This is a genomic window from Shewanella sp. 10N.286.48.B5 (assembly GCF_002874355.2).
Classification (GTDB): domain Bacteria; phylum Pseudomonadota; class Gammaproteobacteria; order Enterobacterales; family Shewanellaceae; genus Shewanella.
Genome location: NZ_MCVG02000002.1, coordinates 280,614 through 301,585 on the forward strand (window position 1 = coordinate 280,614; position 20,972 = coordinate 301,585).

A 20,972-nucleotide genomic window follows, 5' to 3' on the forward strand; every position below is an offset into this window, starting at 1 on the left:
TAACTTCCTCAATTTAATCGACTTACAGGGATTTTATGGCACACAAGTTATTATTGTTAACCCAAGATAACGACAGGTTTCGTCAATTATTAGCGGCTCACCACCTCAAGGATCTGACAATTCTAGGCGATGAGCCTAGTAGTATTACTGAGGCTGATATCTGGTTTGCAGAGCCACATCTTGCGGCGCCATTACTTAACTTAGGTCGCAACTTAACTTGGATGCAATCCACTTTTGCTGGTGTTGATCGCCTTACAGGTTCTAGACAACGACGGGATTACGTCCTAACCAATATCAAAGGGATTTTTGGCCCTTTGATGAGTGAATATTTATTTGGTTATTTACTTGCCCACCAGCGAGAGCATGCAAAATATAAACAACAGCAGCAACATAAGCAATGGATCCCTGGTAGCTACAGAACCTTACAAGGCCAAGGCTTACTGTTACTCGGTACCGGCTCGATTGCCCAGCATATTGCTAAAACGGCGAAGCATTTCGGCATGACGGTTACCGGCCTGAGTCGTAGCGGCGAGCCAAAGGCGCATTTTGACCATGTTGATACTATTGAGCACTTAGCTAACTATTTGCCTAGTGCACACACCATCGCCAGTACGCTACCTAGCACCTTAGAAACTGAGAATGTATTAAGCAAAACCATGCTGGCATTACTACCTGATGAATGTGTGCTGTTCAACCTTGGCCGCGGAAATGTGCTCGATTTAGATGCCTTAGCTGCGCAATTACTCAATAAGCCACAACAAAACGCAATCCTTGATGTCTTTAATCAAGAGCCATTAGCCGCAGACCACCCTATTTGGCATTGCCCTAATGCCATTATCACCCCCCATATTGCCGCCCCAAGCTTTCCTGAACAAGTGGTAGAAGTGTTCGTTGAAAACTTCCATTTATGGACAACACAGCAACCTTTAAAGCATCTGGTCGATTTTTTTAAGGGCTATTAATCTTTATTATTAACCGCCAGCATAATGCCTAACAATTAAGTCATACTGTAATTTAAATCTCATGGATGAGCTGATATTGAATAAAAGTAACCCCCTCTGGAGTCTATATCCTCCCGACTTGAAAACCCTAAGACCTCTTCCTTTTAATCCAATTGATAACGCCGATATTGGCATTAAACTCCCATTGCAGCAGTAATTGTGAGCAAGTTAGCAATTTTTAATAACTAATATTCTTGGCACCAATTAAGAAATTGATAAAAAGTTATTAGCAATGAGAACGGTTTTCATTTAGAATTGCATTATAGTCAACGAGCGATCATCTCTTAGCCTTATGAATTGTCTAAGTTAAGATATGAATCAGATTAATTGAAGAGGCTTTATGTACGTTTGTCTTTGTCACGGAATTACTGATACCCAAATTAAAGAAGCGGTAAGCAAACATGGCGATAGCTCTTTAGCTGATGTTAAAAAACGCTTAGGTGTTGCTGATCAATGTGGTAAATGTGCACGTATGGCGAGCAACATTATTCAGGCTCAAGTTGACGTAGAACCTAAATTTTACGAAGTGGCGTAAGCTGTTGCTAAAAAGCAAGGCTAACTCAAGCCTTAAGTTCATCCTCAGGTTAAAATCAAATTCTCATAAAAAATGCTGCCCATTGGCAGCATTTTTTATGTCTTTCTTTTATGGCTATTCTGCTGCGCGATTAATCGCTTGATGGCTCAATGTCAGCATCCGTTTGCGCACCGAGCTCGATATCAACACTATCGACCCGTTGTAAACCACGAGGTAGTTTCGCGCCTCTACGGCCTCTCTCACCACGATAATGCTCAAGATCAGATGGTTTTAAAGTTAGCTTACGTTTACCAGCCCACAGGGTAACTGACGCCTCTTGTGGAATAACATCAAGATGGATCAATAGCTCTTCTCTGCTCTTAGCGCGATCCGTTGGAATACCAATGATCTTGTTACCCTTACCTTTCGATAACTGCGGCAAGGCATCAACATCAAAGATAAGCATTCGGCCTTCATTGGTTATCGCCATAATTGACTGAGGCACGCCTTTTTTAACCAATTTAGGCACTAAGGACTGCGCATTCGCAGGCAGGCTTAATAATGCTTTACCAGCCTTATTACGACTCACCATATCTGCATAAGAGCCGATAAAACCGTAACCGGCATCACTGGCTAATAAATAGCATTGTGAATCAACGCCCATCAACACATGGCGCATTACCGCCCCTGGCGCTAAATTAAACCGTGTCGTGATTGGCTCACCCTGACTTCTAGCAGAAGGTAGCGTATGTGTATCGGTTGCAAACGCCCGCCCTGTCGAGTCGATAAACACTGATGGCTGATTACTCTTACCGCTGGCACTACATAAGAAGCTATCACCGGCTTTATAATTTAACCCTTCGCCATCAATATCATGACCTTTCGCGCAGCGTACCCAACCTTTGTCAGATAACACTACGGTCACTGACTCTGCTGGGGTCAACTCTTGCTCAGTTAAGGCTTTTGATTCAATACGCTCAATGATAGGCGAGCGGCGATCATCGCCATAGGTTTCACCATCTTGTATGAGCTCTTTTTTAACTAAGGTTTTTAAGCGGCGCTCAGAACCCAAAATAAGTTGCAGCTTATCGCGCTCTGCAGCTAACTCTTCTTGCTCACCTTTAATTTTAAATTCTTCAAGCTTGGCCAAATGACGTAACTTAAGCTCTAAAATCGCTTCGGCTTGCTTATCTGATAAATCAAACCGTGACATTAACTCTTTTTTCGGCTCATCATTGAAGCGAATGATCTCGATGACTTCATCAATATTTAAGAAGGCAATCATCAAAGCATCAAGAATATGCAGCCTTGCAAGTACCTTATCAAGACGGTATTGCAAACGACGGGTCACGGTTGAGATGCGGTAACTGAGCCACTCAGTTAGCATCTCTTTCAGGCCTTTAACCCTTGGGCGACCATCAAGGCCGAGCACATTTAAGTTAACTCGAAAGCTCTTTTCTAAATCCGTAGTGGCAAACAAATGCGCCATTAACTGATCGCAATCAACACGATTTGAGCGAGGCACAATGATTAATCGTACTGGGTTTTCGTGATCAGATTCATCACGTAAATCTGCCACCATCGGCAACTTTTTAGCCTGCATTTGGTTAGCAATTTGCTCTAAAATCTTGCCGCTACCAGCTTGATGTGGCAAACAAGTAATGACAATTTCGCCGCTATCAATCTCGTAAACCGCGCGCATTTTAATCGAGCCACGACCTGTTTCATAAATCTTGGCAATGTCTTTACTTGGGGTAATAATTTCAGCTTGGGTCGGATAATCTGGCCCTGGTACCAGCTCCATTAGGCGCTCAAGTTCCGCTTTAGGATTATCCAATAACTCCACACACGCAGACACTAATTCACGCACATTGTGTGGTGGGATATCGGTTGCCATACCCACGGCAATACCGGTAATACCGTTTAATAAAATATGCGGTAAGCGTGCAGGCAATGATTTCGGCTCTTTTAAAGTTCCGTCAAAGTTAACGCCCCATTCAACCGTGCCTTGGCCTAATTCAGATAAAAGCACTTCTGAAAATTTTGATAAGGTCGCTTCGGTATAACGCATGGCTGCGAATGACTTAGGGTCGTCTGGCGCCCCCCAGTTACCTTGACCTTTGACTAAGGGGTAACGATAGGAAAATGGCTGCGCCATTAATACCATAGCTTCATAACACGCACTGTCACCATGGGGATGGTATTTACCTAATACGTCACCCACGGTTCTAGCAGACTTTTTAGGCTTAGATTGAGCTGATAATCCAAGCTCGCTCATAGCGTAAATAATACGACGTTGAACAGGCTTTAAACCATCGCCAATATGTGGCAAAGCACGATCCATGATTACGTACATTGAATAGTTTAAATAAGCCTCTTCTGTAAAACGGCGTAGGGGCATTTGCTCTACACCATCAAGGCTTAATTCAATCGCATCACTCATTAGTTAATATTCCTGTGATTATTCTGGCGCTTTATAAAACAAGCGATATACATTGCCTTTTAGGTCATCAGAGATGAACACTGCACCATCGGGTGCATTTATCAGGTCATAAGGTCTAGCAACGGGAAACTCACCGTCTAAAAAGCTGACGACTCTTTCGCGCTTGATAATTTGGTCATCTTCAAGGGCTAACATCACCACCTGATAACCAATTTTACTTGAGCGATTCCACGAGCCATTTTCAGCAACAAATAATTGATGATGGTAACGCTCAGGAAAATTATCACCTTGATAAAAAAGTAGGCTGGTTGGTTTCACATGCGCTGGTAATTCAAATTCTGGTGTTGAAACATTGAGGTTGTCTGGTTTCTTAAAAGAAGGCTCAACAACATTGGTTCCATGAATATAGGGAAAACCAAAATGGCTACCCTTTACGTCTATGCGGTTTATTTCATCGGCTGGCATGGTATCACCCATCCAATTTCGGCCTTGATCAGCAAACCATAATTTAGCGCTGCTCGGCGACCAGTCAAAACCAATAACCCGCCTTAATCCTGATGCCACTTGTTCGGTGTCACCCGTCTTAATATCAATGGCTAACATGCTGCTAAATGGCGCTTCTGCTTCACACACATTACACGGAGAACCAATAGAGATATACAGTCGGCCATCGGGTCCAAACTTCATCCCACGAGCATGTTTGCGCTCAACACTTGGCAGCCCTGAGTACACCTCTTTGGGTCTACCAGGACGCCTAAGGCGGTCTTCAATATCTTGATAACGTAAAATACGGTCTTGATCAGCGACATACAAATCACCGTCATGAAACGCGATAGCTTCTGGGTACTCTAAGCCTTTACCAATTAGGTAGCGTTTGTTTACCTGACCATCGTTATCAGAGTCGACTAAAGCATAAATGGTGCCGCTCTTTTTTGAGCCGACAAACAAGGTGCCGTTAGTGCCCATTGCCATTTGTTTGGCATCACCTAAATCTGAGGCATACAGTGTCAGCCCAAATCCTTTAGTCACAGTAATCATCATGGTGTCGGCTGCAAAAGCTTTAACCACAGTCATTTGTGTTAAAGCAAGCACGGACAACGCCTTTAACGCTGTCTTAGCTTGCTTAAAGTCCATTTTAAATTTTATGTTCGACATCTTAGTAATTTTTGCCTTCATTGTTGTTATAAGCAATTGCTATCAGCAATCGTTATGGGCAATTGTTATGGGCATAAAACTGAGTAAATTACAGCTGAGCTAGATCACCTTTAGACTCTAACCAGATTTTACGATCTGGCGAGCGCTTTTTCGCAAGTAACATATCCATGAGTGCGACTGTGTCTTCATTATCATCAATGGTTAATTGCACCAAACGGCGGGTATTAGGATCCATTGTGGTTTCTCGCAGTTGCAATGGGTTCATCTCACCTAGACCTTTGAAACGAGTGACTTGCACTTTGCCTTTTTTCTTTTCTGCCACAATTCGGTCTAATATACCGTTTTTTTCATCTTCATCTAAAGCATAAAAAACTTCTTTGCCTAAATCGATACGAAACAGCGGTGGCATTGCAATATACACATGGCCTTTCTCGACCAACACACGATAATGCTTCATAAATAAAGCACATAATAGGGTCGCAATATGCAGACCGTCGGAGTCGGCATCAGCAAGAATACAAATTTTGCCGTAGCGTAACTCTGAAATATCAGCACTGTCTGGATCGCAGCCTATAGCGACTGAGATATCATGTACTTCTTGCGAGGCTAATACCTGTGACGCGTCCACTTCCCAGGTATTTAAAATCTTACCTCTAAGGGGCATAATCGCTTGAAACTCACGATCGCGCGCCTGTTTAGCACTACCACCCGCAGAGTCACCCTCCACTAGAAATAGCTCACCGCGCATTGGGTCTTGGCCACTACAATCAGTTAATTTACCCGGTAAAGCCGGCCCTGAAGTAACTTTTTTACGGGCTACTTTTTTAGCCGCTTTTAAGCGTTTTTGAGCATTGTTAATACAAAGTTCAGCTAATTGTTCAGCTTGCTCGGTATTAGAGTTAAGCCATAGCGAGAAAGCATCACGAACAATACCAGAAACAAAGGCAGAGCTTTGACGGCTTGAAAGCTTCTCTTTAGTTTGACCGGAAAATTGTGGGTCCTGCATTTTGATAGATAAAATAAATGAGGCTTTATCCCAAATATCTTCAGGTGAGAGCTTAATGCCTCGAGGCACCAGATTACGAAACTCGCAGAACTCGCGCATCGACTCCAATAAGCCTTGTCTGAAACCATTAACGTGAGTCCCGCCAAGTGGCGTAGGGATCAAGTTAACGTAACTTTCATACAAACTATCTCCACCTTCAGGTAGCCAAGTAATGGCCCACTCTGCCGCGTCCATTTTACCGGTAAAACTACCAATGAATGGCTCTTCAGGTAACAAGACCGAATCTTTTACCGCTTCTTTTAAGTAATCAGTTAAGCCACTTTCGTAAAACCACTCATGTACTTCACCGTTTTGCTTATTGCTAAACTTAATCCGTAAACCAGGGCAAAGCACAGCTTTAGCCCGCAATAAATAAAGTAGCTTAGTAAGCGAGAAGTTACCTGAGTCAAAATAACTGGCATCTGGCCAAAAATGAACTCGGGTACCGGTATTACGACGACCACAGGTGCCGGTAACACGTAAGTCTTCGACCTTGTCACCATTTTCAAATGCCATATCATACACTTGAGCATCACGACGAACGGTAATTTCAACCCGAGTCGATAAGGCATTCACCACCGAAATACCTACCCCGTGCAAACCACCAGAGAATTGGTAATTTTTATTCGAGAACTTACCACCGGCGTGCAATTTAGTGAGGATCAATTCAACCCCAGGAATACCTTCTTCAGGGTGAATATCCACAGGCATACCACGGCCATCATCAGTCACTTCCAATGAATTATCGGCGTGCAATACTACTTCAATTTTTGAGGCGTGACCGGCGAGCGCTTCATCGACACTGTTGTCGATAACTTCTTGACCTAAATGATTCGGCCTGGTGGTGTCGGTGTACATACCAGGACGGCGTTTAACAGGGTCGAGTCCATTAAGAACCTCGATAGCGTCAGAAGTATATTGATTGCTCATAGTCCACACATTTGGTCAATTATTGGCCCAATATTACAGGCCGAAAAGAATACTTGTTATTTAATTTGTAAAAAATCACATATCTTATCTAGCTGATTTTTGTAGCCAATAAAACTGTGGTCACCGTTGGCCTCTAAATGAAGCTGACAACAATGATATTTCGATAATGCTTGACGATAATCTAACACTTCATCGCCAGTTTGCAAAAAAACTAAAAATCTATCTGGGCGACGAATGACTTCAGTATTATATTCAGCAACATCAAGTTTATGTTGCGGTAATACTTGGTAATGTTCATCGGTATAGGGGTTATATTGCGGCCCTAAAAACCCATCAAACAATTCAAAGGGTTTTACTGCAGGGTTTATCAACACTGCTTTACCGCCATATTGTTCAGCTAAATAGCTAGCAAAGTACCCACCTAAAGACGATCCAATGTAGGTTAACGGTTCACCTTCGGCTTTCGCTTGTTCCACAATACCACATAACAAGGTCATCGCCGCTTTAGGTGATGAAGGAAGTTGAGGTTGGTGAAAAGGGTAATCCGGAAAACGTTGTTTTATATAGTCAGCCGTTTCCTTGGCTTTATCTGAAAGAGGTGAACTATTAAATCCATGTATATAGAGCAGCATATTTCCTCTCGCTAAGGTGATATTGAAATTCCAACAGCAGAATGAATATCAAGTTAACCAATAACGAAAAAACGTCTAATAACCGCTCGCATCATTATCTGGAGAGAAGTTTTCGCCAGGCACCCGATAAACATTAGTATGAATGCTACCATTGCTAGCTAGCTCCAGCAAACGATAGCCGGGTTGAAGTCCATCTAGGGCAAAATAAGAAGATTTTGGCTTAAATTGTATACAAGTTGACGGGGTCGCCATTAAGTGAATAGCGCCATTGGCGCCTTGATGTTCACTATCAATAGCTTGATGCACATGGCCCCATAGCGCGGCTTTCACTTGAGGGTATTCCCCCATGCGCTGTAAAAAGTTATCGCCATTAATCATGCAATGCTGATCAAGCCAGCTGCACTGCACTAAAATCGGATTATGGTGCATAACCAGTAACACGTGTTTCTCAGGATCAGCTTTGATAGCAGCATCAATCAATTTAAATTGATCTTCAGCCATAAAGCCACCCGGTTTACCACGCACTGTTGAGTCCAACATCAATATTTGCCAGTTACCAATGATAATGCGCTGCTGACCAAACAATTGTTTGCCCTGCATATGCAAGCTCATCAAGCGTGGGTCATCATGATTACCCGGTAAATAATGACAAGGCATATCGAGTTTTGTAACTGCATTTGAAAAATGCTGGTATGACTGAGGAGAGTAGTCTTGGCTGATATCGCCAGAGGCCAACATGATGTCAGCTTGCTGATCTGATGCTAAAAAAATGTCTAGTACCGCCTGAAAACTGGCAGCCGTATTCACCCCTAAAAGCTGCGCTTCTGGATCGGCAAATAGATGAGGATCAGTGACTTGAATCAGCCTGACGACATCCGTTTCAGCGATGGGGTAACTCACTGGCTCTTTTAGCACTAATTAATCCTAGACATAAATTAATTCAATGTAGCAGAACTATGTCGAACATAGATGCTGGGGACGGCATCCAATCTTAAGTAGCTCTTCCAAAAATGCATTAACTTGATATTTCTCATCCGTTTGATGCATATGTACATTTGGATAATCATACACTGCTTTTAATCGATAAATCTGTTGACTAGTTAACACTTCTGCTAATTGAGCATCATGATAGACTCGCACACATGCTTTAGGTGTGGTAAGGAAATCTCCCAAAGGAAAATGCCGCTTTATTTCAATTAGTTGTGTATATTTAGTATTTTCAATAATCGTGATATCTAATAGCCCAAATTGGCCTTTAACAGTCCAAGGCTCATTAATTTCACCATCTTCAGGTAACCATTTCAAAATCAGCGCATAATTACGGCCGCACAATGCTAAAAAAGCACTCACGTTTGGCTGGTACTTATTTTTGGTTACTTGCTGACTCAATTCAAACCTCTTTAATTAGCTTTACATTACGCTTAAATATTGATGATAAGCCGCTTAGCCAGTGTGCTGATTGAACGGCTATGAGGTCACTTTATCTAAGTTTAATGCCAACCATTGTAGACCAATCACGGTAGAGGCATTATCAATACGACCATTGTTGACCATGTCCATGGCGACATCAAAATCGACCACATGCACTTTTATATCTTCATGCTCATATTCAAGGCCGTGTATGCCTTGGGCTTTACTGGCATCAACTTTAGCCCAGTAAAAATAAAATCGTTCAGATGAACCACCTGGTGTCGCCAGAAAGCTATTAACGAAATGCATTTCAGTGGCACTAAGCCCTGTCTCTTCCATTAACTCTCGATGGGCAACCTCTTCGGCCACCTCGTCAGCGGCGATCATACCTGCAACCAATTCAAGTAGCCAAACAGAATTGGTGGTCCCTATTGCAGGTAAGCGTATTTGCTCGATAAGGACGACTTGATGAGTGACTGGATCATAGGGCAGTACCACAACCGCATTACCCCTTTCAAATACTTCACGAGAGACAACCTCACTCCAACCACCGTCAAAAAGTTTATGCTTAAATTGATATTCATCCACTTGAAAAAAGCCTTTAAAAACGGTTTTAATGTCAATGATTTCAACATCTGTTTCAGCGTTAAACTGTGCAAGTATTTCATTATTTTTCATATTTTTTTCTTACAATTTGTAAGCCCTTTAAAATATTTCATACACTATTATACGGTGGTTATATTTAAGCAGGGGATTTTAATAAAGTCTGTTACAACTTGAAAGTTGATATTTGCCTTAGAAATGATAACCTTTTTCACGATATACAGCAGAGTCTGTTGATCTTTCATGGTTATTTTTGCAACAACAGCTAAAATCTATCTAGGTAATTGAGCAATAAATGTAACATTGGCATTTTTCATACCAATTAATGCATTATCCGTAGCAATAAATGCTACTGAAACACTGTAAAATTTAAGCTAGAAAGATGAACAGATCCTCGCTGCATAGCGACAACTCAGGATTTTAAGCAAGTGCGATAGTACTAAATGATGCTTACTTAATAATGAGTACCGTAAACACCAAAATTATTTTTCCTCCATTGATGGAGATATTGTCTAAAAGGGCAGCAAATGAAATTTAAAATTAGTTCAATATACGCAGCGCTAACATTAGCAGTTGCTGCACCTGCGGCAAATGCTGACGATTTACTGCAAATTTATCAACAAGCACTTACCAGTGACACCGTAGTACTGCAAGCACAAGCTCAGCGCGATGCATTATACGAAAGCATTGAAGAAAACCGTGCGCCTTTACTGCCGACTATTAGTGCCAACGTGGGTTACTCAAAGGCATGGAATAAAGAAGATGGTCAGGACACCAACAAGCCAGATGGCTTTACTGGTGGTATCAGCTTAAACCAAGTTATTTATGATCACAGCGCTTGGGTCGGTTTAGATTTAGCTGAAATGGCAGCATCACAAGCTGACTCAGCTTATGCATCAACGTTACAATCATTAATTATCCGTGTAACTGATGCATACTTTGCTGTATTAACCGCAAAAGATAACTTTGAGTTCCAAGGTGCTGAAAAACGTGCGATTGAGCGTCAATTGGAGCAAACTAAGCAACGTTTTGCAGTAGGTCTTACCGCGATTACCGACGTTCATGAAGCTCAAGCGCAATATGATTTAGCCTCAGCCACTGAGATTTTGGCCGAAAATACCTTAGCAAACAGTTACGAAGCATTACGTGAAATCACAGGTATAGATCACAAGTCAATTAACATTCTAGATACGACCCGCTTTTCTGCTGGCGCAACCTCGCCAACAACCTCAGCTGAATGGTTAAAAATTGCAGAAACCAACAGTATTGATTTAATGACTCAACGTATTGGCCGTGATATTGCCAGTGAAACCATTAGCCTTTTTAAAGCTGGCCATATGCCATCATTAAACTTGGGCGCTGGTTACACTAAAGGCTTTGATCAAAACCCAGGTCTTGATTACGACAATGCCAACATTGGCATTACCTTAAGCGTACCGATTTTTGAAGGCTTTAAAGTTTCGTCACAAGTAAAGCAAGCTCAATATCAATATGTTGAAGCCAGTGAACTGCTTGAGCAAACTCACCGTAGTGTGGTTAAAAATGTACGCAATAACTTTAACAATGTCGGCGCGTCAATCAGCTCTATCCGCGCTTACGAGCAATCTGTTATATCTTCTGAAAGTGCTTTAAAAGCCACTCAAGCAGGTTTTGAAGTGGGCACGCGTACCATTGTTGATGTATTAAACCGTACTCGTGATTTATACGATTCAAAGCGTCAACTGTCTGATGCTCGTTACGGCTATATCACTTCAATCCTTGCTCTTAAACAAGCAGCCGGTACTTTAAACGAAGACGATATCATCTCAATTAACAATGGCCTTATTTCAGAATAACCTTTGTTACTGAGTAAGCCCTATTGCTGATGCCTTATTCAGGCAACAAAAAAACCGCCAAATGGCGGTTTTTTATTGGGCATTTATAACGCTTATTCAGTCTTTAGAATGTCAGTTCAACACCGGCAAAGGCACCTTTAAACGACATATTCTGAGTTGTGCGAGAAAAATCATCAACATCAAATTTGAACTCGCGGTAACCCACTCGGATTGCCGTGTCTAAAGCAACACCATCAAATTTCCAACCTAAACCAGCGTTGTAGTCATAAACATTTGACTCATCAATGCCTAGCATAACGTCAGCAAATGCATATAAACCCAGCCCTGGCACACCGACTTCAGCACTACCGTAAAGCATAACAATACCGCTATCAACATCGACTTCTTCAGGGTGACCAGCATCTTGGACACGTAAAGAACCATGCATTTGCTTATAAGCCGCACCTAAATCTAATGCCACTAAGTCATTATCTAAAATTTCGTAATAAAGTACGAAATCAGTATTGCTTAAGTCATTATATGCCGTGGTCGCGCCATTAAAATCATGACCATTAAAGGCAAAGTTTGAATCAGTTTGCTTGCCTTTACCTTCTAAACGATTTTCACGAATTTTAACGTTAGGCACTAACGGAATTGGGTGCTCAAAAGCAATCCATACACTGCCCTGTGCATCAGAGTCATAGTTATAAGTTTGCCCTACACCATCGTCACTATTGAATGAGCCGCTGGTGTCAGCTTGCCAATAATCACCACCGACTTTAAAACCAAGCACAGTTGCAGCTTGCGCTGAAGAGATGCTTAATAAACCCAATAAACTGGTGGCAAGAAGTGTCTTTTTCATCATTATCCCTGAGAGAGTAAGTTAGTTAAATCGATTACCGCAGCATTCGCGCGGGAAATATAGTTAGCCATGACTAATGAATGGTTGGCGACTAAACCAAAACCATCTCCGTTCAGCACCATTGGGCTCCAAACAGTTTGCTGAGTGGCTTCAAGTTCACGAATAATTTGTCGTAAACTCACCTCAGCATTTTTCTTTTCCAGTACATCTGCAAAATCAACTTCAATTGCCTTCATGAAATTAAGCAAAGCCCAAGCACTGCCTCGGCTTTCATAAAGCACATCATCAATTTTCCACCAGCTGGTTTTAATTTCTGAACTGGCGAGCGATGGCGTTGATTGCCTTGCAGTAGAATCACCGGCTAAATCAGTATTTAAACGCTCTTGACCAACACTGGCAGACAGCCGTTGTGAGATACTGCCTAAACGTTTTTGCACTTCTTTAAGCCATTCATTGAGGTTATCTGCGCGAGCGTAAAACTGGGCATTACTGTTTTCGGTATCACTGATTTTAGCGCGGTAAAGTTTCAGTAATTTTATCGCTTCACGGTACTCGCCTTCAGCGCTAGGCACCAACCAACTGGTATGCTCAATATTAAGTTTTGAATGCGCAGCCAGTAAATCGCTATCTGCTGTCGATTGAGATTGTGAGCGACTAAACTCTTTACGCATAATCAGCGCTAAATCGCGAGACTGCTCTAATGCACCAAACTCAAATGCTGGCATATTATCCATCATCACTGATGGCGGCATAATATCGTTGGAAAGCCAGCCACCTGGTTTGTCCAATAAGCTTTCGAGAGTGTCTATCAGTGAAGAAGTTGTCGCGTAGCCAATAACGTGCTCGCCACGTTCATTTTGTAGCGTTTCGGGCTCTAGGATGTCTGGCTCAATGCTCCACCAAACCGCAATGACATAGCCGATTAATAGAATAATCCCTATGACACTAAAAATTTTTTTCCTTGTGATTTGCATCAATACAACTCCTTAATGATGATGGTGATGATGGCTTTCTTGCTGATCAGTACTCGCCTTTTTATCAACCATTAATTCAATATTTAACTGCTGACCATCAGCAAAAGTTAATGTTAATGGTACTTTATCACCGACGGTTAACGGCTTAACCAGTGACAACAGCATGATGTGATCACCCGATGGTTGCAATGTTAAGCTGCCATGTGATTCTATATCAAACCCTTCAACTTGGCGCATTTTCACAATGCCATTTTCTTCAATTAGGGTATGTAATTGGGCTTCTTTTGCCACTGGTGTAGTCACAGAGACTAATGTAGCAGTGTTATCTGAATGGTTCATTAAAGTAAGATAAGCTGCGGTGTTGGGCACACTGGCAGGCATGGCTCTAACATGGCCTTCTGAAAGCATAATGCCCGCAGTGGCCGAAATAGAAAATGTGGTTAAAACTAAAAAACTAAACAGCTGTTTGAATATCGCTTTCAATGTCTTAAACTCCATGTACACCCTAGTCGCTTCCCGAAGGAAAACAGCCTATGAGTCAGATTCAGATAAAGGATGATCAAGGCGTACGTATTATCAGTTTCAATCGTCCTGAAAAACGAAATGCCTTTAATCTTAAAATGTACCAACAGCTTACAGAATACCTGATCCAAGGTGAGCACGACAATGCAATTCGCGCCTTTATGTTACGAGGCGAAGGCAATTGTTTCACATCGGGTAATGATATTAGCGATTTCCTCAACAGCGGCGAGTTAAATGAAACCCATCCCACAGTGCAATTTTTGCATTGTATCCTTGAGATAAAAAAGCCATTGATAGCCGCAGTATCAGGCGCAGCTGTGGGCATTGGTACCACTTTATTACTGCATTGCGATTTGGTTTATGCCGATAACAGCGCTACATTTCAGCTACCTTTTGTCAATCTCGCCTTGGTACCAGAAGCAGCATCAAGCTTGTTACTTCCGCTCATTGTCGGGCAGCAAAAAGCGGCTGAACTTATCTTATTAGGTGAAAGCTTTACTGCCAGCACCGCAAAAGAATTAAATATTATCAACCAAGTGGTTGAGCAATCACAATTAGATGATTTTGTATTATCACAAGCAAAGAAATTAGCAGCTCAGCCACCGTTGGCGCTGCAGGCATCTAAACAGTTATTAAGGCATAACCAAGCTGAAGTGAAACAACAAATGCTTAAAGAGTTAGTGTTGTTTAGTGAAAGACTAAAAAGTGATGAGGCCAAAGCTCGGTTCCAAGCTTTTTTAACGAAGTAGTCTCTGGTTTAAGCATTGATATCATTTACGCTGGGATAAACCAGTAAAATAGTCATTTAACACTGAAGTATGAATGATAATGCTGAACTAATCTTGAACGACAGCAGCGTTCATACTTCAGTTTAATATCTGGATTTTTTCTGGGTCATGATAATGGCAGTCACAAAGTAACCAATGAGTCCGATGCTAGGGCTCATTAAAATTGCCACTAGGGTTAACACTCGGGTCCACAATACTGACCAGCCAAATTGTTTTGCTAATCCGTGTGATGCGCCACATATCAAACTGTCATCGGTTGTTAACCATTTTTCTAAGTCTGTTAAGTTCATTTTTGTTCTCCTGCGATCTCCATTGAAGCCAGTTCAGCAGACATTGCCTTGACGCTATTAAATTGGTACCACTGCAACCCACATATCATTATCGAGCATGCGATAAAGCTAAAAACAGGAAGCAGTAGTAAAGAAGTTAATGGATCAGCTAAATGAAATATCATCATTAAATCCATAAATCAGTCCTCATTGCTTGCTAAAGCAGTGTCTGATTGTGTTGCTATTACATCGTCAGTCATTTCAAGCGAGCTGTTTAACTCAAAAACTTGTTCAGCAATTTGGCTATGTAAGCTCAAGCTAATTTCTTGTCTCGCAGTTTGTAGCATTTCAGTGGTTGCATCAGTCAAACGAGCTTCTAATACCTCTACCATCTCAGCACTATTAAGTTCATTTGCTTGAGCACCAATACTTGCGGTGGCGATAACAGCAATTAATGCCAGTTTCTTAAACATGCGATTGCTTGTTGTAGATGATGAACTAACCACTGAATTTTCATTTGATATTGAGTTAAACATGATGTTTTCCTTTCCTAATGTTGGGTACACCATGGTTATTACAAGCTACGTGCCAAGTTTTAAAAAACAATATAAACGACTGATTAATAGTAGTTATATTAACTTTAAACAAAAACAGGCTCACAACAGCCACTGAACAATAATCAAACAATTAGTCATTTTCACCATCCTGATAGTGAATTTAGCTAATACTTAATTAGCTAAGCTACAGGCATAAAAAAAGCGCCTCAATGAGACGCTATTTTTAACGAATAAAGACTTAATCATTACTCATGTTATTAGGGTAGAAAGTCACATCAGCAGGCGGCCTACTTTGATGCATTTTCTCAACCGCATCCCAAATAACCTCAACACCCGCACCCGGCTTATGAGCGTTTTCACTAAGATATCTACGCCAGCCCCTTGAGCCAGGTAGGCCTTGAAATAAGCCAATCATGTGACGAGTGATGTGGTTTAAACGCCCGCCTGATTGTATATGCTGCTCAATGTAGGGCACCATTTGTTCAATCACTTGCTCACGAGTTAACACAGCTTTGTCGTCACCGTAAATACGTTGATCCACTTCAGCTAATATATAAGGGTTTTGGTACGCTTCACGGCCGATCATCACCCCATCTAATTGCTGTAAATGCACCAATGAATCTTCAATGGTTTTAACGCCGCCATTAATACTGATATTTAAATCGGCATAATCCCGCTTTAATTGATACACCCGCTCATAGTTAAGCTCTGGAATTTCACGATTTTCTTTTGGGCTTAACCCTTGTAACCACGCTTTTCTGGCATGGACAATAAAAGTATCGCAACCAATAGCTTTAACCGTATCAACAAATTCGGTGAGAAATTCATAACTGTCTTGCTCATCGATACCAATACGGGTTTTAACCGTCACAGGGATATCAGCAACTTGCTTCATGGCATCAACACATTCTGCAACTAACTTAGGCTCAGCCATCAAACAAGCGCCAAACCGTCCGCTTTGAACTCTATCTGATGGACAACCCACATTTAAATTGATTTCATCATAACCGCGCTCAAAAGCCAGTTTGGCACAGGTGGCTAAATCTTTAGGGTTAGACCCACCAAGCTGCAAAGCAAGCGGATGCTCTTCTTGGTTATAAGCTAAGTAATCAGCCTGACCATGAATGATCGCCCCTGTCGTCACCATTTCGGTATAAAGCACAGTATGTGCAGACATCAGGCGCGCAAAGTAACGGTAATGCCTATCGGTCCAATCAAGCATTGGCGCTAAAGAAATTTTTCTATCTATTGATTTAATTGAATTTTTACTTATCATATTAACTTAAACTATCTCATAAAATCTATAATAAAATTGATTTAATTCACATCTAATATGGTCATTTATTTAAGCTTTAAACTTATAAAAGCACATATTGTATAAAAGCAATATCAAGGTAGTAATTACCAAATAAAGCTTTAACCAAGAGCTCAAATTTTTTTGAAAACGGGTGTAAGCTAAAATTGAAGTTTACCGGAATTAAACTGTACAAAGGGGAGGTTGAGTCTTTTTCGTCCAAAAATACAAAAAGGCACCGTATTGGTGCCTTAATTTTTTACTTACTGCACTTATGCAGCTTTTGCTTTACGGCGTCCATGTATTTCAGGACCTTGATATCTGTTCGCATCATCTAAATGTTTTGGTGCTGCTTTTGTTAAGCCTTTCAAGGCTAACCCTAAGCGGCCATAGACTTTATCGACAGATAATGTTGCTTTCAAAGCAGAGGCTTCCATTGTTTTCATAGCCATACTCCTAACAAAGACATTATTAATAATAAACTTATTAATACAAAATAAATTGTGACTTATAACACGAAACTACCTTTTTATATAATTTCATATTCATAGAAAAACGAATAGGGGTCATATTATAAACACATGATATCAAATATCAATCACTTTAATTATAGTCTGTAATACTCTTACGTAAATCATCTATTGAAATAGATTGTATATTTTCACCATCATAGCTGTAAGGTTCTGAAAAGCCAAATGATTTATAATAACCCTCTAAATCTTGATTTAATGGGTCAACAAAATGTAGAGTTTTCCCATCAAAAGCTTCTAAAAACAACAATGAAGAGACTAAAGTGAAATAGACCATTCGACCACTCAGAGGATGAGTGTTGTTCTGCCTCACAAATGACTCAATCATGTAAATTGATAGAGTTTCATTTTCTGTATCGAATAAGCCCATAGCAATACCATCTGGGATTTTCCCTCCTGTTATTTTGAAGCAAAAACTAATACTGTTCTCCGCGTTACCAATATCAGATAGAGCCCATGGCCACTCTAAGTCGCCATAGCCACCACACAGAATTTTATAATCATCATCGCTAACCTCTCCAACCATCAAATCAAGCTTCTGATCATCAAAAAACCATTGGATCGAGTTTATCGCTGCTACTTTTACTTGAGTAAAATTCATTTGAAATAAATCTGTCCTAAATATTGATAAGATGATTATTTATATCACTTTCTAACAGATAATAAACTAAGTTTTAGCATATCAACATTCTAAAAAACGTATTCATATTTTTCATCAGGAACATCAAAGAAATATTTAACCTAATAGGTGCAGGATAGCTTACATAGTTACTCTGATAACATCAAAAGCCCCATATTCGGAGCTAACCCTAATTTATTACAGTATTTAACGAACTCCAATACATCTAATTTTCGCTCACACTGTTCAATTTTCCCAACATAGGAATGAGGAACCTCTAGCCTTTTAGCTAATTCACGCATAGTCAAACCCTGCTCAATTCTTGAAGATTTAAGCCATTCGATAAGTCTTCGATATTCTGGTGCGTATAATGTTTTGCTCATTGTCCCTATTTTAGAGACAAGGTACACTGTACCCAATTCAGGTACATGGATTGTTACTATGAGAAACACACCTACATATAAAGCGAACAAAAAAACTGAGCGGAATTCGATTAACAAAATGACTATGACGCACCACCTTCTATTGGCGCAGTTCAATAATCAGTTTCTCATTGCCCTTGATGATATAGCGAAGGCATATCTTGGAATGAATACTAGAACAGCTAAGAATAAGGCTAAGGCTGGCGCGCTTCCATTTCCTGTATTTAAGATAAGAGAAAGCGCTAAATGCCCATTTGTAGTTCATGTTGATGATCTTGCTTTATACATTGAAGAACAATGTGCGAAGGCTAAAGCGGATTTGGTTGGAAATTAATTTGAATTTAATAGGACCGTAAATGGTCCTTCTAAATAACAAGGCCATCGAAAGACCCTATTGTTTCATCTCATATCTAAGTGAGCTGATTTGCCTATCAATTGATGTTACCTGAGTATCTGCCTGCTGAGTAACAGCTGTCATTTCTTGCGCCAAACTTTGCTGCCATGTAGCGCCAGCAAGATTATTATTAGCCCACTGGCCACGTTCACGAAGGTGAGCAAGTTCCTTATCACGGCTCTTTATCACTTGCTTACGATCACGTTCAAGCTCAGCGATTTGACGCGCTATTTTCTTATTGCGAACATAGGTGCTAATTTGCTCTTTTTGAGCAGAAGAACTATCACTCAACGCAGTTGTATTGGCAACTGAACTACCCACATTGCTTAAATCAAGTGGTTCACTCTCATCATCGCAAGGCTCTGCCTGGTAAACACCATCAGCACATTTATACACTGCTGCATCAGTTGAAAAGGCCGCTATACTAAGCGCAAGTAATAAAACACATTTTCCATCCATAGAACACCTCACTATCTTGTTAGAATAAAAATAACATCAACAGGGAACCCAAAGCTAGCAATAAATAAATTGGGGAACCAATAGGGAACCACACAAAACAAGAAACCTTACACACCAAGACCTACAGCAAGCTATCAGCCCAATCAAGCATGGGGGCGATAGAAAGCGAGCGGTTGAGTGTTGTTAGAGCCAAAATGGTACCTTATCGAAGAAAATCAACGATTAATAAAATATGATGCTTACTAAAAAACGAACTAGTGATTATATCATTAACAAACGGCTAATTAATATCAGCAGCCACTAATTTCATCACCAAGAAACTAAAATGCTTGATTAACCATAACCCAAAACTGACTTTCATCACCGCCAGTAACAAAGTCGGTTCTTATCACTATACCTTCAACTTCAAAACGTATGCCTGCGCCGTAGTTAGTTTTCATATCATCATGCAGTTCAGTTAAAGTAAATTCATCAGCCACATTGCCAGCTTCGGCAAATAATACCCACTGCCACCAAGGAATGTTATATAGATTAAACACCGGCAGTGATTGTAGTGGCTGCCATTGAGGTGTGACTCGATACTCTAGGGCATAATTGACTGCGCTGCGGCCAGTAAACTGCTTTGAAGAGTAACCGCGCAAACGATCAAAGCCACCTAATGACACCCCAGCAAAACTAGGAGGCTGCTGAAATTGCTGTTGTTTATAATCTTGCTCCCAACTTGGAGTATCCGCTAAGTAGAAATTAATCCCGAGCACTTGTTGCTCAAACCAACTGTTACTCCCAAAAGACATAAATGCGCTTTGTTCAAATTCCCACATCAACCAGCTTGGATCATCATCGACACTAAAGCCTTTGGTGATGGTTAGATTTGTTTGACCACCCTCGGTGCTATTTAGTTTGGCATCGCGGTTATCCCAATTAAAAGCAAGCTCAACACCACGGGCTTCGTCGGCTAAATAGGCTAATGCTTCAAGCTCTCGATACTTGCTAAACGGGGTTAAGCTGATAGAGCTAACACCTGACTCTAATGGGTTCCAGCTAATTGGTGTGGTGTTTTCCCCAAGCGCGTTTGCAGCGCCATGCTTACCTCTGGCGATGGGTAATACATATTCCATGGTCAGTTTGTTAAAGCCTTCATCCCCGACACTAATGACTCGACTGATGTCATTGGCTTTTGGCTCGTATAGGTCACTATTGGGCAAGTAATATATCCCTTGCTCGTAATGACCACGAAACAATTCGGCACTAAATAACCATTGATCAAGCTCTGGCAATTGATAATGATAAAAACCTGCATAACTTAGCCAACTGTCATTGGCAGAGTATAAGCCAATGCCTAATGCTACGGCTTGCGGTTGACCGGCATGCTTAAGGACACCTGCTGCGCCGAATGTGGTGCTCAAGGTCTCAGTTGAAAAGACAATTGGCACTGCGACAAATTCTGGAGACAGTGCTTTTTCAGAGGGCGTTACCGCAGACGGCTTTTCAGCAGTATTTTGTTGCTGTGACTGTGGGTTTATCTCAGAAATAAGCTCAGTCTCTACAACCACTTCTGTATCAGGGCGATGACTCGTTGTGGTTTTACTGGCAGTCACATACTCTGGATCATTTGAAATTACGGAGTGAATAGCTTCAGACTGGGCGACACTGTCGATACTAAAAAACACGCAATAAATCATAACGACTGATTTATACAACTGCACTTAATACTTCCTATCTATGACTAATTTAA

The 20,972-nt window shown here is 41.1% G+C and carries 23 protein-coding genes; 5 read left to right on the top strand and 18 right to left on the bottom strand.

Annotated features, from left to right (window positions below; genetic code table 11):
- Window positions 1–35 precede the first annotated feature (35 nt).
- Together BCU57_RS16065 and BCU57_RS16070 are read left to right on the top strand one after the other, a co-directional pair.
- Entirely contained in the window at window positions 36–962 is a 927-nt protein-coding gene (locus BCU57_RS16065) for a D-2-hydroxyacid dehydrogenase (RefSeq protein WP_102439944.1), read from the top strand.
- Between the two features lie 379 nt (window positions 963–1,341).
- Window positions 1,342–1,536, top strand: coding sequence for a bacterioferritin-associated ferredoxin (locus BCU57_RS16070; protein WP_076539068.1), 195 nt, complete (start codon window positions 1,342–1,344; stop codon window positions 1,534–1,536).
- Between the two features lie 130 nt (window positions 1,537–1,666).
- Here the strand turns inward: BCU57_RS16070 and parC are convergent, their stop codons facing one another.
- From parC to nudF, 7 genes are all read right to left on the bottom strand, one after another.
- Window positions 1,667–3,958 (bottom strand): DNA topoisomerase IV subunit A, encoded by a 2,292-nt coding sequence (gene parC, locus BCU57_RS16075; protein ID WP_102439945.1) that lies wholly within the window; start codon window positions 3,956–3,958, stop codon window positions 1,667–1,669.
- An 18-nt stretch (window positions 3,959–3,976) separates the two neighbouring features.
- Window positions 3,977–5,092, bottom strand: coding sequence for a PQQ-dependent sugar dehydrogenase (locus BCU57_RS16080; RefSeq protein ID WP_102439946.1), 1,116 nt, complete (start codon window positions 5,090–5,092; stop codon window positions 3,977–3,979).
- Window positions 5,093–5,201: 109 nt separating this feature from the next.
- Window positions 5,202–7,088, bottom strand: a complete 1,887-nt coding sequence (gene parE, locus BCU57_RS16085; RefSeq protein ID WP_102439947.1) for a DNA topoisomerase IV subunit B — start codon at window positions 7,086–7,088, stop codon at window positions 5,202–5,204.
- A gap of 56 nt (window positions 7,089–7,144) precedes the next feature.
- Window positions 7,145–7,720, bottom strand: a complete 576-nt coding sequence (locus BCU57_RS16090) for a YqiA/YcfP family alpha/beta fold hydrolase (protein ID WP_102439948.1) — start codon at window positions 7,718–7,720, stop codon at window positions 7,145–7,147.
- Window positions 7,721–7,795: 75 nt separating this feature from the next.
- On the bottom strand, window positions 7,796–8,635 hold the full coding sequence (cpdA, locus tag BCU57_RS16095; protein ID WP_102439949.1) for a 3',5'-cyclic-AMP phosphodiesterase: 840 nt from the start codon (window positions 8,633–8,635) through the stop codon (window positions 7,796–7,798).
- 39 nt (window positions 8,636–8,674) lie between these two features.
- Window positions 8,675–9,109: a DUF1249 domain-containing protein gene (locus BCU57_RS16100; protein ID WP_102439950.1), complete on the bottom strand. Its 435-nt coding sequence runs from the start codon at window positions 9,107–9,109 to the stop codon at window positions 8,675–8,677.
- A gap of 78 nt (window positions 9,110–9,187) precedes the next feature.
- Window positions 9,188–9,808: an ADP-ribose diphosphatase gene (nudF, locus tag BCU57_RS16105; protein WP_102439951.1), complete on the bottom strand. Its 621-nt coding sequence runs from the start codon at window positions 9,806–9,808 to the stop codon at window positions 9,188–9,190.
- Window positions 9,809–10,260: 452 nt separating this feature from the next.
- Here nudF and tolC point away from each other — a divergent pair, with 452 nt between their 5' ends.
- On the top strand, window positions 10,261–11,568 hold the full coding sequence (tolC, locus tag BCU57_RS16110; RefSeq protein ID WP_102439952.1) for an outer membrane channel protein TolC: 1,308 nt from the start codon (window positions 10,261–10,263) through the stop codon (window positions 11,566–11,568).
- A 103-nt stretch (window positions 11,569–11,671) separates the two neighbouring features.
- Here the strand turns inward: tolC and BCU57_RS16115 are convergent, their stop codons facing one another.
- From BCU57_RS16115 to BCU57_RS16125, 3 genes are read right to left on the bottom strand one after another with little or no spacing between them, the layout of a single operon-like run.
- Window positions 11,672–12,409: a TIGR04219 family outer membrane beta-barrel protein gene (locus tag BCU57_RS16115; protein WP_102439953.1), complete on the bottom strand. Its 738-nt coding sequence runs from the start codon at window positions 12,407–12,409 to the stop codon at window positions 11,672–11,674.
- Window positions 12,410–12,411: 2 nt separating this feature from the next.
- A complete protein-coding gene (locus BCU57_RS16120) occupies window positions 12,412–13,383 on the bottom strand; it encodes a DUF2333 family protein (RefSeq protein WP_102439954.1) in 972 nt (323 codons plus the stop codon).
- Window positions 13,384–13,395: 12 nt separating this feature from the next.
- Complete coding sequence (locus tag BCU57_RS16125) at window positions 13,396–13,881, bottom strand: copper chaperone PCu(A)C (RefSeq protein WP_102439955.1); 486 nt, start codon at window positions 13,879–13,881, stop codon at window positions 13,396–13,398.
- 35 nt (window positions 13,882–13,916) lie between these two features.
- Here BCU57_RS16125 and BCU57_RS16130 point away from each other — a divergent pair, with 35 nt between their 5' ends.
- The gene (locus BCU57_RS16130; RefSeq protein WP_102439956.1) at window positions 13,917–14,654 is read left to right on the top strand and encodes an enoyl-CoA hydratase; all 738 of its coding nucleotides are present in this window, start codon (window positions 13,917–13,919) and stop codon (window positions 14,652–14,654) included.
- A gap of 122 nt (window positions 14,655–14,776) precedes the next feature.
- On the opposite strand, the gene BCU57_RS16135 is transcribed toward BCU57_RS16130, so the two are convergent.
- From BCU57_RS16135 to BCU57_RS16160, 6 genes are all read right to left on the bottom strand, one after another.
- On the bottom strand, window positions 14,777–14,983 hold the full coding sequence (locus tag BCU57_RS16135) for a PspC domain-containing protein (RefSeq protein WP_102439957.1): 207 nt from the start codon (window positions 14,981–14,983) through the stop codon (window positions 14,777–14,779).
- Between the two features lie 179 nt (window positions 14,984–15,162).
- Entirely contained in the window at window positions 15,163–15,498 is a 336-nt protein-coding gene (locus tag BCU57_RS16140) for a hypothetical protein (protein WP_133149386.1), read from the bottom strand.
- 259 nt (window positions 15,499–15,757) lie between these two features.
- Window positions 15,758–16,795, bottom strand: coding sequence for a tRNA dihydrouridine(20/20a) synthase DusA (gene dusA / locus BCU57_RS16145; RefSeq protein WP_198589966.1), 1,038 nt, complete (start codon window positions 16,793–16,795; stop codon window positions 15,758–15,760).
- 290 nt (window positions 16,796–17,085) lie between these two features.
- A complete protein-coding gene (locus tag BCU57_RS16150) occupies window positions 17,086–17,259 on the bottom strand; it encodes a hypothetical protein (RefSeq protein WP_198589967.1) in 174 nt (57 codons plus the stop codon).
- A 157-nt stretch (window positions 17,260–17,416) separates the two neighbouring features.
- Window positions 17,417–17,944, bottom strand: a complete 528-nt coding sequence (locus BCU57_RS16155) for a hypothetical protein (protein WP_102440122.1) — start codon at window positions 17,942–17,944, stop codon at window positions 17,417–17,419.
- 167 nt (window positions 17,945–18,111) lie between these two features.
- A complete protein-coding gene (locus BCU57_RS16160) occupies window positions 18,112–18,345 on the bottom strand; it encodes a helix-turn-helix domain-containing protein (RefSeq protein WP_102440121.1) in 234 nt (77 codons plus the stop codon).
- A 58-nt stretch (window positions 18,346–18,403) separates the two neighbouring features.
- On the opposite strand from BCU57_RS16160, the gene BCU57_RS16165 reads away from it, so the two are divergent.
- Complete coding sequence (locus tag BCU57_RS16165; RefSeq protein ID WP_102440120.1) at window positions 18,404–18,718, top strand: pyocin activator PrtN family protein; 315 nt, start codon at window positions 18,404–18,406, stop codon at window positions 18,716–18,718.
- A 57-nt stretch (window positions 18,719–18,775) separates the two neighbouring features.
- Here the strand turns inward: BCU57_RS16165 and BCU57_RS16170 are convergent, their stop codons facing one another.
- Together BCU57_RS16170 and BCU57_RS16175 are read right to left on the bottom strand one after the other, a co-directional pair.
- Window positions 18,776–19,237, bottom strand: coding sequence for a hypothetical protein (locus BCU57_RS16170; RefSeq protein ID WP_102440119.1), 462 nt, complete (start codon window positions 19,235–19,237; stop codon window positions 18,776–18,778).
- A 320-nt stretch (window positions 19,238–19,557) separates the two neighbouring features.
- The gene (locus tag BCU57_RS16175) at window positions 19,558–20,943 is read right to left on the bottom strand and encodes a hypothetical protein (RefSeq protein WP_102440118.1); all 1,386 of its coding nucleotides are present in this window, start codon (window positions 20,941–20,943) and stop codon (window positions 19,558–19,560) included.
- Window positions 20,944–20,972 lie beyond the last annotated feature (29 nt).

Coding starts and splice junctions, on each gene's coding strand:
- BCU57_RS16065 (WP_102439944.1), top strand. CDS start 36: ATGGCACACAAGTTATTATTGTTAACCCAAGATAACGACAGGTTTCGT.
- BCU57_RS16070 (WP_076539068.1), top strand. CDS start 1,342: ATGTACGTTTGTCTTTGTCACGGAATTACTGATACCCAAATTAAAGAA.
- parC (WP_102439945.1), bottom strand. CDS start 3,958: ATGAGTGATGCGATTGAATTAAGCCTTGATGGTGTAGAGCAAATGCCC.
- BCU57_RS16080 (WP_102439946.1), bottom strand. CDS start 5,092: ATGGACTTTAAGCAAGCTAAGACAGCGTTAAAGGCGTTGTCCGTGCTT.
- parE (WP_102439947.1), bottom strand. CDS start 7,088: ATGAGCAATCAATATACTTCTGACGCTATCGAGGTTCTTAATGGACTC.
- BCU57_RS16090 (WP_102439948.1), bottom strand. CDS start 7,720: ATGCTGCTCTATATACATGGATTTAATAGTTCACCTCTTTCAGATAAA.
- nudF (WP_102439951.1), bottom strand. CDS start 9,808: ATGAAAAATAATGAAATACTTGCACAGTTTAACGCTGAAACAGATGTT.
- tolC (WP_102439952.1), top strand. CDS start 10,261: ATGAAATTTAAAATTAGTTCAATATACGCAGCGCTAACATTAGCAGTT.
- BCU57_RS16115 (WP_102439953.1), bottom strand. CDS start 12,409: ATGAAAAAGACACTTCTTGCCACCAGTTTATTGGGTTTATTAAGCATC.
- BCU57_RS16120 (WP_102439954.1), bottom strand. CDS start 13,383: ATGCAAATCACAAGGAAAAAAATTTTTAGTGTCATAGGGATTATTCTA.
- BCU57_RS16125 (WP_102439955.1), bottom strand. CDS start 13,881: ATGGAGTTTAAGACATTGAAAGCGATATTCAAACAGCTGTTTAGTTTT.
- BCU57_RS16130 (WP_102439956.1), top strand. CDS start 13,917: ATGAGTCAGATTCAGATAAAGGATGATCAAGGCGTACGTATTATCAGT.
- BCU57_RS16135 (WP_102439957.1), bottom strand. CDS start 14,983: ATGAACTTAACAGACTTAGAAAAATGGTTAACAACCGATGACAGTTTG.
- BCU57_RS16140 (WP_133149386.1), bottom strand. CDS start 15,498: ATGTTTAACTCAATATCAAATGAAAATTCAGTGGTTAGTTCATCATCT.
- dusA (WP_198589966.1), bottom strand. CDS start 16,795: ATGATAAGTAAAAATTCAATTAAATCAATAGATAGAAAAATTTCTTTA.
- BCU57_RS16150 (WP_198589967.1), bottom strand. CDS start 17,259: ATGAAAACAATGGAAGCCTCTGCTTTGAAAGCAACATTATCTGTCGAT.
- BCU57_RS16155 (WP_102440122.1), bottom strand. CDS start 17,944: ATGAATTTTACTCAAGTAAAAGTAGCAGCGATAAACTCGATCCAATGG.
- BCU57_RS16160 (WP_102440121.1), bottom strand. CDS start 18,345: ATGAGCAAAACATTATACGCACCAGAATATCGAAGACTTATCGAATGG.
- BCU57_RS16165 (WP_102440120.1), top strand. CDS start 18,404: ATGAGAAACACACCTACATATAAAGCGAACAAAAAAACTGAGCGGAAT.
- BCU57_RS16170 (WP_102440119.1), bottom strand. CDS start 19,237: ATGGATGGAAAATGTGTTTTATTACTTGCGCTTAGTATAGCGGCCTTT.